The organism is Hoeflea sp. AS60 (genome assembly GCF_038900115.1).
In the GTDB taxonomy this organism is placed as follows: Bacteria; Pseudomonadota; Alphaproteobacteria; order Rhizobiales; family Rhizobiaceae; genus Hoeflea.
In genome coordinates this window covers 13246-29055 of record NZ_JBBMQP010000002.1, presented here as the reverse complement: position 1 = coordinate 29055, position 15810 = coordinate 13246, and the positions used below count along the sequence as shown (strand labels likewise).

15 protein-coding genes are annotated in these 15810 nt (G+C 57.7%); 2 read left to right on the top strand and 13 right to left on the bottom strand.

The features are described from left to right. Window positions 1-244 precede the first annotated feature (244 nt). Window positions 245-2236, top strand: a complete 1992-nt coding sequence (locus WNZ14_RS10410) for a PhoX family phosphatase (RefSeq protein ID WP_342868585.1) — start codon at window positions 245-247, stop codon at window positions 2234-2236. Between the two features lie 82 nt (window positions 2237-2318). Here the strand turns inward: WNZ14_RS10410 and WNZ14_RS10405 are convergent, their stop codons facing one another. Genes WNZ14_RS10405 through WNZ14_RS10385 form a run of 5 tightly spaced genes read right to left on the bottom strand, consistent with a single transcriptional unit; the run spans window position 2319 to window position 6236 of the window. After that, window positions 2319-2783 carry a nuclear transport factor 2 family protein gene (locus tag WNZ14_RS10405; RefSeq protein WP_342868584.1) on the bottom strand — a complete coding sequence of 155 codons (465 nt, stop codon included), beginning with the start codon at window positions 2781-2783 and terminating at the stop codon, window positions 2319-2321. After that, on the bottom strand, window positions 2783-3235 hold the full coding sequence (gene cynS / locus WNZ14_RS10400; protein WP_342868583.1) for a cyanase: 453 nt from the start codon (window positions 3233-3235) through the stop codon (window positions 2783-2785). The genes WNZ14_RS10405 and cynS overlap by 1 nt, the downstream gene beginning before the upstream one ends. A 22-nt stretch (window positions 3236-3257) precedes the next feature. Continuing rightward, window positions 3258-4139: an ABC transporter ATP-binding protein gene (locus WNZ14_RS10395; protein WP_342868582.1), complete on the bottom strand. Its 882-nt coding sequence runs from the start codon at window positions 4137-4139 to the stop codon at window positions 3258-3260. 12 nt (window positions 4140-4151) lie between these two features. Further along, window positions 4152-4985: a nitrate ABC transporter permease gene (gene ntrB, locus WNZ14_RS10390; protein WP_342868581.1), complete on the bottom strand. Its 834-nt coding sequence runs from the start codon at window positions 4983-4985 to the stop codon at window positions 4152-4154. 3 nt (window positions 4986-4988) lie between these two features. Next, window positions 4989-6236: a CmpA/NrtA family ABC transporter substrate-binding protein gene (locus tag WNZ14_RS10385; protein WP_342870207.1), complete on the bottom strand. Its 1248-nt coding sequence runs from the start codon at window positions 6234-6236 to the stop codon at window positions 4989-4991. A gap of 331 nt (window positions 6237-6567) precedes the next feature. On the opposite strand from WNZ14_RS10385, the gene WNZ14_RS10380 reads away from it, so the two are divergent. Then, a complete protein-coding gene (locus tag WNZ14_RS10380; RefSeq protein WP_342868580.1) occupies window positions 6568-8430 on the top strand; it encodes a sigma 54-interacting transcriptional regulator in 1863 nt (620 codons plus the stop codon). Between the two features lie 62 nt (window positions 8431-8492). Here WNZ14_RS10380 and WNZ14_RS10375 read toward each other — a convergent pair whose 3' ends face one another. The 8 genes from WNZ14_RS10375 to WNZ14_RS10340 form a co-directional block, all read right to left on the bottom strand. Continuing rightward, entirely contained in the window at window positions 8493-9002 is a 510-nt protein-coding gene (locus WNZ14_RS10375; protein ID WP_342868579.1) for a PaaI family thioesterase, read from the bottom strand. Next, complete coding sequence (gene recO, locus WNZ14_RS10370) at window positions 8999-9769, bottom strand: DNA repair protein RecO (RefSeq protein ID WP_342868578.1); 771 nt, start codon at window positions 9767-9769, stop codon at window positions 8999-9001. Before recO ends, WNZ14_RS10375 begins: the two co-directional genes overlap by 4 nt. Before the next feature lie 17 nt (window positions 9770-9786). Next, complete coding sequence (gene era, locus WNZ14_RS10365) at window positions 9787-10725, bottom strand: GTPase Era (RefSeq protein ID WP_342868577.1); 939 nt, start codon at window positions 10723-10725, stop codon at window positions 9787-9789. Beyond that, the gene (gene rnc, locus WNZ14_RS10360; RefSeq protein ID WP_342868576.1) at window positions 10718-11443 is read right to left on the bottom strand and encodes a ribonuclease III; all 726 of its coding nucleotides are present in this window, start codon (window positions 11441-11443) and stop codon (window positions 10718-10720) included. The genes era and rnc overlap by 8 nt, the downstream gene beginning before the upstream one ends. Beyond that, window positions 11440-12186 (bottom strand): signal peptidase I, encoded by a 747-nt coding sequence (lepB, locus tag WNZ14_RS10355; protein WP_342868575.1) that lies wholly within the window; start codon window positions 12184-12186, stop codon window positions 11440-11442. The genes rnc and lepB overlap by 4 nt, the downstream gene beginning before the upstream one ends. A 150-nt stretch (window positions 12187-12336) precedes the next feature. Continuing rightward, window positions 12337-12738 carry a holo-ACP synthase gene (gene acpS / locus WNZ14_RS10350; RefSeq protein ID WP_342868574.1) on the bottom strand — a complete coding sequence of 134 codons (402 nt, stop codon included), beginning with the start codon at window positions 12736-12738 and terminating at the stop codon, window positions 12337-12339. Next, on the bottom strand, window positions 12735-13346 hold the full coding sequence (locus WNZ14_RS10345) for a DUF2062 domain-containing protein (RefSeq protein WP_342868573.1): 612 nt from the start codon (window positions 13344-13346) through the stop codon (window positions 12735-12737). Before WNZ14_RS10345 ends, acpS begins: the two co-directional genes overlap by 4 nt. A 199-nt stretch (window positions 13347-13545) precedes the next feature. Beyond that, complete coding sequence (locus WNZ14_RS10340; RefSeq protein ID WP_342868572.1) at window positions 13546-15786, bottom strand: bifunctional (p)ppGpp synthetase/guanosine-3',5'-bis(diphosphate) 3'-pyrophosphohydrolase; 2241 nt, start codon at window positions 15784-15786, stop codon at window positions 13546-13548. Window positions 15787-15810: the final 24 nt, after the last annotated feature.

Here is a 15810-nt window from a genome sequence, read left to right as displayed (position 1 = left end):
AAAACCGCACCAAAAAACATAAGAACCAAGGCTTCCAAGATACATACCCAGCAGTCGGCAAATGAAAAACGGCCACACAGGACAGTCCGGCAAAATCTTTCGCATACCATCGATAAAGGCTGCAAGCCTTCGCCGGCCATTGATGACGATCCTGGGAGTGCCTTTTCTGCAAATGTCATAAGCCTGTTACGCAAAATGGTGCATTGGCACTCATACGGTTCAGTCCAACACGATGGAGAAAGCCATGAACGAGATGTTCAAGCCAGAAGACGAAGTTATCAACCTCACCGAGATCCGCGAAGCCGAGGAAGACGTCGGCCGCAACCCCTCGGGCAATCCGACCATGGGCGACATCATCAACCGCCGCTTTTCACGTCGCGGGTTCCTGGGTGGCACGCTGGCCGTCACCGCCATTGCCACGACCGTCAGCCCGCTGGCGCTGATGATTGCCGATGAAGCTCGCGCCGAAGGCATGAGCGCCTTCTCCTTCAAGGAAATCGAGGCCGGTGTAGACGAGACCCATCATGTCGCCGAAGGCTATGACGCCGACGTGCTTTTGCGTTGGGGCGACAAGGTTTTCGCCGATTCTCCGGATTTTGATCCGATGAACCAGACCGCAGAAAGCCAGTCCAAACAGTTCGGCTACAACAATGACTATGTCGGCTTCGTGCCGCTGGATGAGGCCGGTGATCATGGTCTGCTGGTCGTCAATCACGAATACACCAACGCAGAACTGATGTTGCCGAACTGGGCCTCGATCGGCAAGGACAGTGAAGGCAAAGACAAGGTTATGATGGGCGAGTTCACAAAGGACGTCGTCGACATCGAAATGGCTGCCCATGGCGGCACCGTGATTGAAATCCGCAAGCAAAACGGCAAGTGGAGCCCCGTGCTTGAGGGAAAGATGAACCGCCGCCTGCATGTGGGCACCGAAATGATGCTCACCGGCCCGGCCGCCGGCCACGACCGCCTCAAGACCAATGCAGACGCCTCGGGCACCAGGGTGTTTGGCACGCTGAACAACTGCGCCGGCGGCGTCACCCCATGGGGCACATGGCTGATGGCGGAGGAGAATTTCCACGGCTACTTCATGGGCGACCTGCCTGAAGGCCATCCCGAGGCAGCCAATTACAAGCGCTATGGCGCACCGGCTGGCTGGTACAATTGGGGCGCTCATCACGACCGTTTCGACGTCTCCAAGGAACCCAATGAGCCGAACCGGTTTGGCTGGGTTGTTGAGGTCGATCCGATGGACCCGACGTCGACGCCGAAAAAGCGCACCGCGCTTGGCCGGGTCAAGCATGAGGGTGCCGAGAGCGTGGTCAACAAGGACGACCGCGTGGTGCTCTACTGCGGCGACGACGAGCGTTTCGACTATGTCTACAAGTTCGTCACGGCAGCCAAGTACAACCCCGATGACCGCGCAGCCAACATGAACCTGCTCGATGACGGCACGCTCTACGTCGCGCGCTTCAACGAAGACGGCACAGTCGACTGGATGCCGCTGGTTCATGGCGACGGCCCTCTGACTGCTGACAACGGTTTTGCCAGCCAGGCCGATGTGGTCATTGAAGCCCGCCGCGCCGGCGACCTTCTGGGCGCTACCAAGATGGACCGCCCCGAAGACGTTCAGCCCAATGCAATGACCGGCAAGGTCTATTGCATGCTGACCAACAACACGCGCCGCAAGGCCGGCGACGAGAATGCCGCCAACCCCCGCGCCGACAATGCCTTCGGCCACATTATCGAGATCAGCGAGACCGATGGCGATTTCGCTTCCACCAGGTCAACCTGGGAAATCCTGCTTAAATGCGGTGATCCCTCGGTCGCCGAAGTCGGCGCCAGCTTCTCCTCCGCCACGACAAAGGACGGCTGGTTCGGCATGCCTGACAACTGTGCCATTGACGCCGATGGCAGGCTCTGGGTCTCGACTGACGGCAACTCGGCCAAGAAGACCGGACGCGCCGACGGCCTCTGGGCTGTTGACACGGATGGTGACGCCCGCGCCACTTCGAAACTGTTCTTCCGGGTTCCTGTCGGAGCAGAGATGTGCGGTCCACTGTTCGACCCCAAGGGCGAAACCGTTTTCCTCGCGGTGCAGCACCCGGGCGATGAAGGCCTTGCCACCTATGAGCAGCCCGCCACCCGCTGGCCCGATTTCAAGGACGATATGCCGGTCCGTCCGGCGGTTGTCGCCGTCACCAGACAGGGCGGCGGCAAGATAGCCATGGCCTGACCGGCGCAAATACGTCGCCAAATTGCGAAGGGCGCCTCATGGGCGCCCTTCGTCGTTCAAATGCCGAACGTTTGCCGCCGGTTCACAGTCCAAGCTCCGAAAGCCCGGGATGATCGTCGGGCCGCCTGCCCTGCGGCCAATGATACTTGCGATCAGCTTCGGCAATCTCGATATCATTGATGCTGGCATGACGCGCGCTCATGTAACCTGCGTCATCGAATTCCCAGTTCTCGTTTCCATAGGAACGATACCAGGTGCCCCCTGCATCGTGCCATTCATAGGCAAAGCGCACCGCGATGCGATTGCCGCTGAACGCCCAGAGTTCCTTGATCAGCCGATACTCGAGCTCCTTCTCCCATTTGCGGGTCAGGAACGCCTCGATCTCGCTGCGCCCATTGATGAAGTCTGACCGGTTTCGCCATCTGCTGTCAGGCGTATAGGCGAGTGCAACCTTTGCCGGGTCGCGACCGTTCCAGCCATCCTCGGCTGCCCTTATCTTCTGGACAGCCGTTTGCTCGGTGAAAGGTGGAAAGGGAGGCCGCGACATTACCAGGATTTATAGCCAAGAAATTTGCCGGACATTTCGATCTTGACGCGGTCACCTTTCGGATTGCTGACGCGTGTGATCTGCATGTCGAAATCGATGGCCGACATGATCCCGTCGCCAAACTCTTCCTGGATCAATGCCTTCATCGTCGGGCCATAGACGCCGACAATTTCATAAAGCCGGTAGATGCAGGGATCTGTCGGAACCGCCTGTTCCCAGAGCTTGGTCGGGTACTCCTGCAGCACCAGTGCAGCCTCCTGCGGCAGGCCCATGACGGAGACAAAAGCCTCGGCCTTCTCCTTAGGCATCGCGTTCATGCCCATGGCCGCGGAATGGGTCCAGACCGGCGACATGCCGATCTGTGAGGCGATGTCCTCCCATTTCATGCCAGCGGTGCGCTTGGCTGACAGTATCATTTCAGTCACGTCTTCCTTGGTCATCATTTTGGCCATGATGAAGTCTCCTGGTCTGGTGTTAAATGGCGAGTTTGTTGTGCGAGCGCTCGGGCACTGTCTTGTCGATATGGACAGTCACAGGCCGGTTCTCGTCAGCATCGGTAGGCCCGGCCAGTTCCTTGGAATGCTTGCCCAGGAACTGAACCAGATGATTGCGGATCGCGTAGTAATTGGGGTTTTCAACGATCTCTATCCGGTTGCGCGGGCGTGGGATCGTGATGTCGACGGATTCCGCCACCCGGGCGAAGGGACCATTGGTCATCAGCAGGATGCGGTCCGCCAGCAGGATTGCCTCGTCGATGTCATGGGTGATCATGAACACGGTCTGGTTGGTGCCGGCCCAGACCTTCAGCAGCTCATCCTGGATCGTGCCGCGGGTCAGCGCATCGAGCGCCCCGAAGGGCTCATCCAGCAATAGCAGTTTCGGGCTGATCGAGAACGCCCGTGCGATTGACACGCGTTGGCGCATGCCGCCCGAGAGCTGGCTCGGCTTGCGGTCAAACACATCCGCGTTGAGGCCAACCATTTCCAGATGCTTTTTCGAATGCGCCAGCACCTGGTCCTTTGACCAGTCGGGATAGCGGGCTGCGACGGCAAAGGTCACATTCTTGAGTGCACTCAGCCACGGCAACAGCGAATAGTTCTGGAACACCACACCGCGATCAAGGCTCGGTCCGGAAACCTCCTTGCCATCCATGATGACAACGCCTTCCGATGCATCCGCCAGTCCGGCAAGAATGTTCATGATGGTCGACTTGCCGCAGCCCGAGTGGCCGAGAATGACGACAAACTCACCCAGTTCGATGCCGAAGCTCGCCTTCTCGAAAACGGTGGTCTGGCCACCCGCACCATCGGGATATTTTTGGGTCAAGCGTTCAACGCTTAAAAAAGGAGTGGTCACGAGATGAAGCTCCTATTCCGTGTAGACGACAAAGCGCTGCAATACGCCGAACATGGCGTCGAGCGCCATGCCGACGACGCCAATCATCAGGATGGAAAAAATGACCGAGGTGAGATCGAGATTGTTCCACTCGTTCCAGACGTAGTAGCCAATGCCTGTGCCGCCGACCAACATTTCAGCCGCCACGATAACCAGCCAGGCAATGCCGATGGAGATACGCATACCGGTCACGATTGTGGGTGCTGCGGCAGGCAGGATCACCATGAAGGCGGTGCGCAATGCCCCGAGTTCATGGGTTCGCGCCACATTCACCCAATCCTTGCGCACCCCCGCGACACCGAACGCCGTGTTGATAAGCATCGGCCAGATCGAGCAGATGAAAATCACGAAGATCGCACTCTGCTCGCTGTCCTGAATGATGAACAGCGCAAGTGGCATCCAGGCCAGCGGCGATATGGGCCTGAGCACCTGAATGAAAGGGTTCAGCGCCTTGTAGGCCACAGGCGACATGCCGATCAGAAACCCGAGCGGAATCGCAACAAGGGCTGCCAGAAAGTAACCTGACAGCACGCGGTAGATCGAGTACCCGATCTGGATGCCGATCCCCTTGTCGTTCGGTCCCGCATCATAAAACGGATCGCTCAGCTGTTCCCATGCCTTCTCAAACACCTGGCTTGGCGGAGGGACGCCGGCCTTTTGAGAGGCGCCTCCCGTCAAACGCTCATACTCGGTGAGCTCCCCAACCGGCTTCTGCCCCGGAATGGCGGCCTCCCATATCAGGAGGCCGACAATCAGCAGAACAAGCGAGAGGATCGCGGCACGTTTGTTTACAGACAAGCCGTTCATGCCTTAGCCTTTTTTGATCGCGAAGCTTGAGACGTAGTCTTCGGGCTTTTCGGGATCGAAGGTCTTTCCCATGATGACGTGCGACTTGTAGTTCTCAGCCGGCGCGTCGTAGCCGAGATCCTTCATGATTTTTCGAGCGTCAGCTGCAAGATACACCTGCTCGGCGACCGACTTATAGTCGACATCACCCTCGATATAGCCCCAACGCTTCATCTGGGTGAGGATCCACACACCCATTGACTGCCAGGGGAAAGGATCGAAATCGATGCGATCAGGCACCATTTTCACTTCGCCCAGACCATCCGCATAGGTTCCGGTCAGCACCTGCTCGATAACTTCAACCGGCTGGTTGAGATAGTTGGTTGGCGCAATCGCAGCAGAGATTTCCTTGCGGTTCTCGGGATTGGACGCGTATTGCGTCGCGTCGATGATCGCCTTGAGTAGAGCGCCATAGGTGTTGGGCAATTCTGTTGCGAAGGACAGCGGCGCTGCGAACGCGCAGCACGGATGGCCTTCCCAGATCTCCTTGGTGAGGATGTGGATGAAGCCGATGTTTTCCCAGACAGCGCGCTGGTTGAACGGGTCTGGCGAGAGATAGCCATCGAGGTTCCCTGCACGAAGGTTTGCGACCATTTCCGGTGGCGGAACGACGCGGATCTGGATGTCGACATCCGGGTCCAGACCATACTCGGCCACGTAGTAGCGGAGCAGGAAGTTGTGCATCGAATACTCGAACGGCACACCGAAGGTGAAGCCTTTCCACTGCTTTGGATCGCGCTTGTCCTTGTGCTCGTTCGACAGGACGATGGCCTGGCCGTTGATGTTTTCAACCGCCGGCATGATGTAGGGTTCGGCCACCGAACCGGCGCCCAGTGTCATCGCCAAAGGCATCGGCGTCAGCATGTGGCTGGCGTCATATTCGCCGGCAAGAGACTTGTCGCGCGCCACGGCCCAGCCGGCGGTCTTGATGACCTGTGCATTGAGGCCATACCGTTCATAAAATCCAAGCGGCTGCGCCATGATGATCGGCGTTGCGCAGGTAATCGGCACGAAGCCGATGTTCAGGTCTGTCTTTTCAGGTTTGCCCAAAGTGTCGAGCAATGCGGCTTTCGCCTTGTCGATCGGGAAAATCGACGCGAGCGCAGCAGCCGCCGTCCCTCCCCCGACCATTCCCATGAAAGAGCGGCGGCTGATGTCCGAATGCCCGAATACCGAACGCACGATTGCACTTTCAATCGCGCGCTCCATCATCTCGTCGCTCGATTGCAAAGTGCTTTCTTCGCGGATGCCGGAAGTGGCTGAGCAATCTGAGCAGCCACACTTGGCACCATGCCGTAGATCGGCTTTGCTTGAGAAGGGATCGTTTAGACTTTTGACTGTCATCGGTTTCTCCTGCGCTAATTCCTGAAGTCAGGTTACCGGCTGAAACACGAAAATCTGCAAAATTGTGAAAAGCCCCAGAATCCCACAATGCATTGTTTTTAATAATATATTAAATCAAGCTATTGATCAGAATATTACGATTTATCGTAATTTACGAAATATCGTTGATTTTTTATGCTGCACTGCGCACTAATCAGGAATGGAAAACTCCAACCCAACCCTGCTTGGCCATGTGCATTCGAGCATTCTTCCGTGCATCGCATTGGACACGCACAGCGGTGTCATTGTCACGGCCAACAGCTCGGCCTGCCAATTGCTTGACGATGACGAATTGCCTGGCAAGGATTTTGCGATCCTGCTTGCAGGCGGCCTGCCGGAACTGATCGTTTTCACTGAAAAGGTCGATTACTATAAGACCGCATGGACCCGAGACCTCACGCTCGTCAGCTCCATCGGACGGCAGATCGACACGGAAATACACGGTGTCATCATCAACCGTGATGCCTCAACATATCTGGTGATGCAGATCATCGATATGGACGCTTACGATACGCGGTCCCAGAACGTGTCAACCCACAATCTCCATGCCAAGGGTCTGATGGAATGGAACCGCGCGCGCGATTTCTTCCGGGAGATGGAAAATGAGAACCGGCTGATCCTGGATGCGGCAGGTGAAGGGATCTACGGCATCAATCTTGAGGGCAAGACCACGTTTGTGAACAATGCAGCACAGGAGATGCTCGGCTGGACACAAGAGGACCTGCTCGGCGAAGACATCCACGCCATGATACATCACCACCATCTGGATGGCAGGAAATACCCCTCGCGCGAGTGTCCGATCTATCATTCGTTCCGCAATGAGCAGGTCAACCGGGTGGAAGACGAAGTGTTCTGGCACAAGAACAGTCGCCCGATTCAGGTCGAATACACCTCGACACCAATCTATGACCAGCAGGTCCTGGCCGGTGCTGTTGTCATTTTCCGCGATGTCTCCGAGCGACGTGAAAACGAGCGCAAGCTGCGCGCGGCGATGGATCAGATCGAGGCCCTGCGCGAGCGGCTGGAGCAGGAAAACGAATATCTGCAGGAAGAAATTCGCAACGTTCGCTCCCATTACGACCTTGCCGGCTCTTCACCTGCAATCTTGCGTACTCTGGCCCAGATCGAACTGGTCTCGAAAACCCAGAGCAATGTCCTGATCAGCGGCGAAGGCGGAACCGGCAAATCGCTCATCGCATCGGCCATTCACAAGTCAAGTTCTCGCGCCAAACGCCCGATCATTCGCATCAACTGCGCTGGCATCCCGCCCTCATCCTTCGAAAGCGAATTGTACGGCCATGTGCGCGGCGCATTTCAAGGAGCGGTCCATGACCGCACCGGCAAGCTGGAAATCGCCAATGGCGGAACCTTGTACCTCGACGAGGTCTCCGAAATCCCGATCGAGCTTCAGGGCAAGATCCTCAAGACCCTGCAGGAACAGTCCCTCGAGCGGCTGGGTGACAACCGCATCAGCAAGATCAATGTTCGCGTGATCGCATCGTCAAGCAAGGATCTGACAGCCTGCATCAAGAACGGCACGTTGCGTCAGGACCTGTATTTTCATCTCAACGTGTTTCCCATCGAATGCCAGCCTCTGCGCGAGCGTCTGTCGGACATACCCGAGCTGACGCAGCACTTTCTGACGCTCGCCTGTGAGCGCCTGAACTTGCAAAAGCCGACGATCACCAAGGCCAATATCCGACAATTGCAGGACTACCACTGGCCCGGCAATGTCCGCGAACTACAGAATGTCGTCGAGCGTGGGGCGATCCTGTCCCGGGGAGAAAAGCTGATCCTCGACTTGCAGAAGAGCTCAGGCAGATCGAACGCTGCAAAGCACGCAGACATCCTGACAGAGCAGCAGATGAACGATCTTCAGGCCAGCAACATCATCGCCTGCCTGAAACGAACCGGTGGCCGTGTATCCGGTGAAGACGGCGCCGCGCAGCTACTCGGTATCAAGCCCACAACGTTGTATTCAAGGATCAAGAAGCTTGGCATCGTCGTGGACGATATGGATTGAGGTACAGCACCACCGGCTAGACAACCTCTCGGCGGCTATTCCGCGCCACCCGCTCCACAGGTTCAACGCATCAATTTGGCAATCGGAAAAATAGCGCATGTCTCGGTGCCGTGTGCCAGCAACTTGCCGGAACTGTCACGCAGATAGGCTTCCGAGGTGGCAATGGTCTTGCCCCGGTGCAGGATGCGGCCCTCGCACGCCAGTTCGCCCATGTCAGGCAGGATCGGCCGCGTCAGGTTGAGCTTGAACTCCACTGTTGTGTACCCCTCACCCGGCGCAATCGTCGTCATCACCGCGCAGGCAAGCGCCGAATCCATGATCGTAGCAGCCCACCCCCCGTGAATGGTGCCAAGCGGATTGAGATGGTCCACGCTGGGCGTGCCGGTAAAAACGATCAGGCCCTCTTCAACCTTGGTAAGCCAGAAATTGAGCGTCCTGGCCATGCTGGCGCCCGGCAGTCGGCCTTCGAGAATGCCCTGCATCACCGACAGGCCGCCTTCCTCGGCAACGACTTCGAGCGGAATAACGCCGGAAAACTGGCCGTTGCCGCGGATATTTGCGTTGTCAGTCATGAGATCGGTTCCTGGACAGAGGGATGGATAGGTTCCGGCTGCGGCATTGCCCGCAAAGCGGCTGCGCAAAAACTCTCACGGCTGATCGGTGGCTCCACGCCGCGCGGTTCAAACACGTGGCGGCCGAGAAAATAGCCGGTCAGCCTGAATGCCTGGTCGAGCATCTGGGAATCCGTACAGGCTTGTGTCCGATCGGGCAGGAATGCCGGCAAGGCTAGCAGTCGGTCCGCCCAGGGCGCGCCAGCATCCGCTGAAACGGCCCGGCCTGACTTCGGAGACACATAGATGAGATCGGTCCGCACGCCCGTCGAAGCGCAAGCGCTCAAGTCGAGGCCAAAGCCGAGATCCTCAAGCACCGCAAGCTCGAAGCGCACATAAAGAGCACCCGCTTCTTCAGGCGTATCAAGACTGTCGAGAATGATCGCAAAGGCATCATGCAGCCGTGGGTGGGAATCGCGCTCGGGCAGAAGGCGCAACAGCGCTGCCATAGCCTGCACACCATGCACACCGATGGCGCTTTCCATCAAACGTCCGGCACGCGCATTCAGAAGCTCGACTTGATATTGACCCAGATGTTCGTCAAGCCGGGCGCGCCAGACCAGATCCACCGAATTGCCCGGTTGCAACACTGGCTGCAAGCGCTTGGAGCGCCCTCCCCGCACAATGCCCAGATGTCGGCCATGCGCTTTCGTCATTACCTCGGCGATAACCGAGGTCTCACCATGCTTTCGCAGGCCCAGTATGATTCCCTCGTCTCGCCATTCCATCGCGTGACTTTGCCCGCTCAGTGCGGAAATTCAAGTCCCATCTCGCGGTAGCGCTCGGGATCATTGCCCCAGTTCTCGCGAACCTTGACGAAAAGAAACAGATGAACCTTCTGCTCCAGGATCTCGGCGATTTCCTTGCGCGACGCCTGGCCGATGGCCTTGATGGTCTCGCCCTTGTGTCCCAGCACGATTTTCTTCTGACTGTCGCGCTCGACATAGATCACCTGCTCGATGCGCACCGAGCCATCCTTCTTCTCTTCCCAGTTTTCCGTTTCCACATGCGACGCGTAGGGCAGTTCCTGATGCAGCCGCAGGAACAGCTTCTCGCGGGTGATTTCAGCCGCCAGCTGCCGCATCGGCAGATCCGAGATCTGGTCTTCGGGATAATACCATGGACCTTCGGGCAGCGTTTTCGCCAGATACTCCATCAGGTCCTTGCAGCCGGAACCGTTCAGCGCCGAGATCATGAAGGTCTCGTCAAACTTGGCCTTCTCGTGAATGGCTGCGGTCAGTGCCAGCAGCGTATCGCGCTTGATCTGGTCGATCTTGTTGATCACCAGGATCTTGTGCCCGTGCCGATCGGCCAGAGACTCGAGCAGCGCTTCAGCGTCGCCCCTGATCCCGCGCTCGGCGTCAATCAGCACCAGAACCAGATCACCATCCTTGGCGCCACCCCAGGCGGTTGTCACCATTGCCCGGTCGAGCCTGCGACGTGGCGTAAAAATCCCAGGCGTATCGATAAATACGATCTGTGTCCGGTCATGAATGGCAATGCCGCGCACGATCGCCCGTGTCGTCTGCACCTTGTGCGAGACGATCGAGACCTTGGCACCGACAAGCTGGTTCATCAGCGTCGATTTTCCGGCATTGGGAGCACCGATCAAGGCAACAAAGCCGGATCGGGTCGGGGCCTGAGGTTCGGTCGGGGTAGCATCTGTTTCAGGTGTGTCAGTCATCATCTTTTCCTGCGTTTGCCTGCCAGACGCCTTCGCGTTCGAGGAGTGCCGTCGCTGCTGCCTGTTCGGCCGCACGCTTGGAGCGGCTTTCACCGCTCGCAGGCTTGGCACCTTCGATCTCGACAACCACCTTGAACACCGGTTCATGGTCGGGGCCTGATCTGTCGGTCACACGATACACGGGTGTAACCCCATGGCGGGCATGGGCCCATTCCTGCAATTCTGTCTTGGCGTCCCGCCTTGCGGCATCTTCAGCAAACGCCCGCGGCTTCCAGTGCTTGTGGATAAAGGCCCGCGCAGCCTCCAGCCCGGCATCGAGATAGATCGCCGCAATGATTGATTCTACCACATCCGCACGGACATTGAGCATGCGTTTGTCGGCCACCTGCTTGACATCCGCGCCTGTGCGGATGAACTCGTGCAATCCCAGATTGTCGGCCACTTCACCGCAGGTCTGCGCGCTCACAAGCTGATTGAGACGGACCGAGAGTTCGCCCTCGCTGGCCTCGCGGAAATGATCAAACAACAGTTCCGCAACACACAGGCCAAGCACCCGGTCGCCCAGGAACTCCAGACGCTCGTAATTGCCGCCCGCCGGATTTCGGATACTTGAGTGGGTCAGCGCCCGTTCGAGCCTTTCGGCATCGGCAAATGTGTGGCCGATGCGCTCTTCAACACTGGCGACGATTTCCGCTACCTTTTTCGACGCCCGCTTCATCGCTGCGCTGATTTGAAGAACCGACCCAACCTGAGGTCAGTCGGCCACTTCCAGATTTCCAGCGGTGACGCATCTTCGGCAATAGAGAAAAAGATGATCGTTGCCCGGCCGATGAAGTTTTCGAGCGGCACATAGCCAACCTCAAACCGGCTGTCCTGCGAGTTGTCGCGATTGTCGCCCATCATGAAATAATGGCCTTCAGGCACCACGAATTCCCGGGTGTTGTCGCCGGGCGAATTGGGGCTGAGATCGAGCGTGGTGTACGTCACCCCGTTGGGGAGCGTTTCCTTGTAGACAGGAACATCGGTTCCCTGGCTGTAGCGGCCTTCCGGCTTGTAGGCACCGACGAGTTCGCGCTCGACCGCTTCACCATTGATATAGAGCACGCCGTCAGTGACCTGAATCCGGTCGCCTGGAAGCCCGATCACGCGCTTGATGTAATCGATCTTGGTGTTGCTGGGAAGGCGGAACACAGCAACATCACCGCGCTCGGGATCGCTGCCCCAGATCCGGCCGGAAAACAGGTCAGGCGAAAACGGCAGCGAATATTTTGTGTATCCGTAGGAGTACTTCGAAACGAACAGATAATCGCCAACCAGCAAGGTTTCCATCATCGACCCGGAAGGAATGCTGAACGGCTGGAAAAACAGGGTACGGATGATCACGGCAAGCAGCAGCGCCTGGGCAAGCACCTTGACGTTTTCCCAAAGTCCGCCGGACTGGTCTTTTTTAGTATCTGACACGCGTTGGAATCCTCAGGTAGAGCGCGGAAGCGCTTTCTCTAGCCCTTTGCATCGTTCGCGGCAACACCGCTCACCAATGTCCTGCAATCTGCTCCGCAGATCCCGAACAAAAATCCTTTTCCAGACCCGATGGAACCACCAAGGTCAGCATCAAGACCGCGGCAGCGCTTCGATGACCACGAAGGCCTGCGCGAGAGGGTAATCGTCAGTTATTGTCAAATGAATGGCACAGACCATGTCGGCAGGCGTCATGCTGTCGAGACGCTCGGCGGCCCCGCCGCTCAGCTGCATTGTCGGCTTGCCGCCTGGCAGGTTGACAACGCCCATATCGCGCCAGAACACGCCCTTGGAGAGCCCGGTGCCAAGTGCCTTTGAACAGGCTTCTTTGGCCGCGAACCGCTTGGCATAGGAGGCCGCACGCTGCGCCCGGCGATCCGATCTGGCCCGTTCCACATCGGTAAAACACCTCTGGGTGAAGCGCTCGCCATGGCGTTCAAGGGTTTTCTCTATCCGCCTGATGTCGATCAGATCGCTGCCTATGCCGATGATCACGCGTTCTTTACCCTGTCTGCTTTTCGCTCTGCCCGTGCGGCTGCCAGTTCTTGGATCCGGACCTTGGCCCGCGCCGCAAGCCGCGATTTGCGCCGTGCCTGAAATGCCCGCACACCCCAATAGGTAAGAATATAAAATGAGATACCGGTGACAAGCCCTGGCGGTATGGCGCCGATCAGCATGGGCTTGAGCACCGGATCCCACAATTGACTGACATCGAGATGCCTCAGCAAGGCCTCCAGATTGACGTGCTTCTGATGCGCACCGGTTTCAATCCCGATCAGCATGTTGCCGATCTTTATCGTCAAAGCCCAGATGAAGGGAAACGACAGAGGATTGCCAAACGCTGTTCCGAGCGCCGCGGCAACCATGTTGCCCGCCAGCACATAGGAGAGCGCAAAGGCGAGGATGAAGTGAAACCCGAGCAGCGGTGTCCAGGATGCGAAAACACCGGCCGCCACCCCTGCAGCAATCGCGTGCGGCGTCGCCGTCAACCGCAGTACCCGCTTGATGAGATACTGGAACGACCGGACAAAAGATCTCCTTGGCCAGAGCGCGGTGCGCACCCGGTCAAAAAATCCCTCTGGTCTTCGGCGGCGAAACAGCATGTGGTGTCCGTATATCGCTCTTTTTGTGTCAGCTCTAAGTCAGTCCGACAAGAAATTTCCCAGAGCGCCCGTTATCCCTATTTTACGGGAACCAGGGTGCCCGCCAACTGCGAAGAACTGGTAAAGGTCCGGCTCAAATATACACTCCTGACAAAGGCACAGCTGCCCATTTGGCAAGCCCTCAAGCCGCCACCTGTGCTCACTGATAAATCCGTTCGACTGTAGATACCGATCCGAGCGCCTTCAACTGGGTAATCAACTGGATCAAGTGCTTGAGGTCCCATACCTGCAGATCAATCAACATCTCGGTGAAATCGGCAGCAACCCGAACCATTGAAAGGTTCTGGATATTGGTCTCGCTGGTTGCGATCGCCTGCGAAACTTCAGCCAGTGTTCCAGGCGCGTTGATAGCGGTGACAAGAATCCGGGCCGGAAAACGGTTCTTGTTGTTCTCATCAATATCCCAGCGGATATCGATCCATCGGTTCGGCTCGTCATCGAATTTGGTCAGCTCAGGCGACTGGATCGGATAAATGGTGATGCCCGCGCCAGTCTCCAGAATACCCACAATCCGGTCACCCGGAACTGCGCCCCCCGGACCGAATTTGACCACCGAATTGTCATCCATGCCGCGGATAGGCATCGCGTCCATGTCCGGATCCGGCCCTATTTTCCGCGAAGCCTTGGATGCTTTCTGGGTTTTGGCGAGACCGGGAAGCTTGAAGATCAGTCCCGCCGCACTGCGAAGATTGAACCATCCTTCATCCGCAGGTTTGCGCGGCGAGACCCGTGTCTCCTGGTGATTGGGATAAACCGCACGGAACACATCGTCGGAGGCCAGTTCACCGCGACCGACCGCTGTCAGCACGTCCTCGACATCCTTGTGACCCAGACGATGCAACACCGGCTTGAGCCCATCCTTGGACAGCGGCTTTCCCGCTCGCGTGAACGTCCGCTCCAGAATACGCATGCCGAGGCCGGAATATTGCTTGCGCACCGCAGCCTTGGTCGCCCGGCGAATGGCAGCACGCGCCTTTCCGGTCACCACTATCTCTTCCCATGCCGGCGGCGGAACCTGAACGCCAGACCGCAGGATCTCGACTTCGTCGCCATTGGCAAGCCTGGTGACAAGCGGCATGATCCGGCCATTGATCTTGGCCCCGACGCAGGTATCGCCAATATCGGTGTGCACCGCATAGGCAAAATCGATCGGCGTCGCCCCGCGCGGCAAGGCGATCAGCTGACCTTTCGGCGTAAAACAGAATACCTGATCCTGAAACAGCTCCAGCTTGGTGTGTTCCAGAAAATCCTCGGGGTTGTCGCCGACCGAAAGCGCTTCGATTGTCTGCCTCAGCCAGGAATAGGCCCGGGAATCCTTGGACAGCAGAACAGCTTCCTCGCTCGAGGCGGAATCCTTGTACAGCGCATGCGCAGCAACACCGCGCTCGGCAATGGCTTGCATCATGCCGGTTCGGATCTGCAACTCGACCCGCTGCCGCGAAGGCCCGACAATGGTCGTATGAATCGAACGATAATCATTCTGCTTCGGCGTCGAAATATAGTCCTTGAACCTCCCGGGCACCACCGACCAGCGCATGTGCACGATACCAAGTGCCCGGTAGCAGTCAGCCTCGGTGTCAACGATAATGCGAAAACCGAAAACGTCAGACAGCTGCTCAAATGACAGCGACTTGGACTGCATCTTGCGAAACACCGAATAGGCCTTTTTCTGCCGGCCCTTCACCAGCGCCTTCAAACCCTCCTGCTTGAAAAGCGCAGACAATTCATCTTCGATGGTGTGGATCAGATCGCGATTGCGCTCCGAAAGCTCTGCCAGCTTGCCGGTGACGGTGTCATAGGCTTCCTGATTGATGTTCTTGAAGGCGAGCTCCTCGAGCTCCTCGCGCATTTCCTGCATCCCCATGCGCCCGGCCAGCGGGGCATAGATATCCATGGTTTCCTCGGCGATGCGGGCGCGCTTTTCCGGCGGCACGTATTCGAGTGTGCGCATATTGTGCAAACGGTCAGCGAGCTTGACCAGGAGCACCCTCACATCATCGGATATTGCCAGCAGCAATTTCCGCAGGTTTTCGGCCTGCTTGGCGCGCTTGGTCACAAGATCGAGTTTCTTGATCTTGGTCAGGCCTTCGACAAGCCGACCAATGTCCTCGCCGAACAGCTCGTCGATCTCCGCCCGCGTTGCCGAAGTGTCCTCGATGGTGTCATGCAGCAGCGCCACGGCAATGGTCGATTCATCAAGCCGCATCTCGGTCAGGATCGCAGCCACTTCCAGGGGATGCGAGATGTACGGATCGCCGCTGGCGCGCGTCTGCTTGCCATGTTTCTGCATGGCATAAACGTAAGCCTTGTTCAGCAGGGCCTCATTGGCATCCGGCTTGTATTTTTGCACGCGCTCCACGAGCTCGTACTGACGCATCATCGGAATGGCACTCCAAAACAAGAA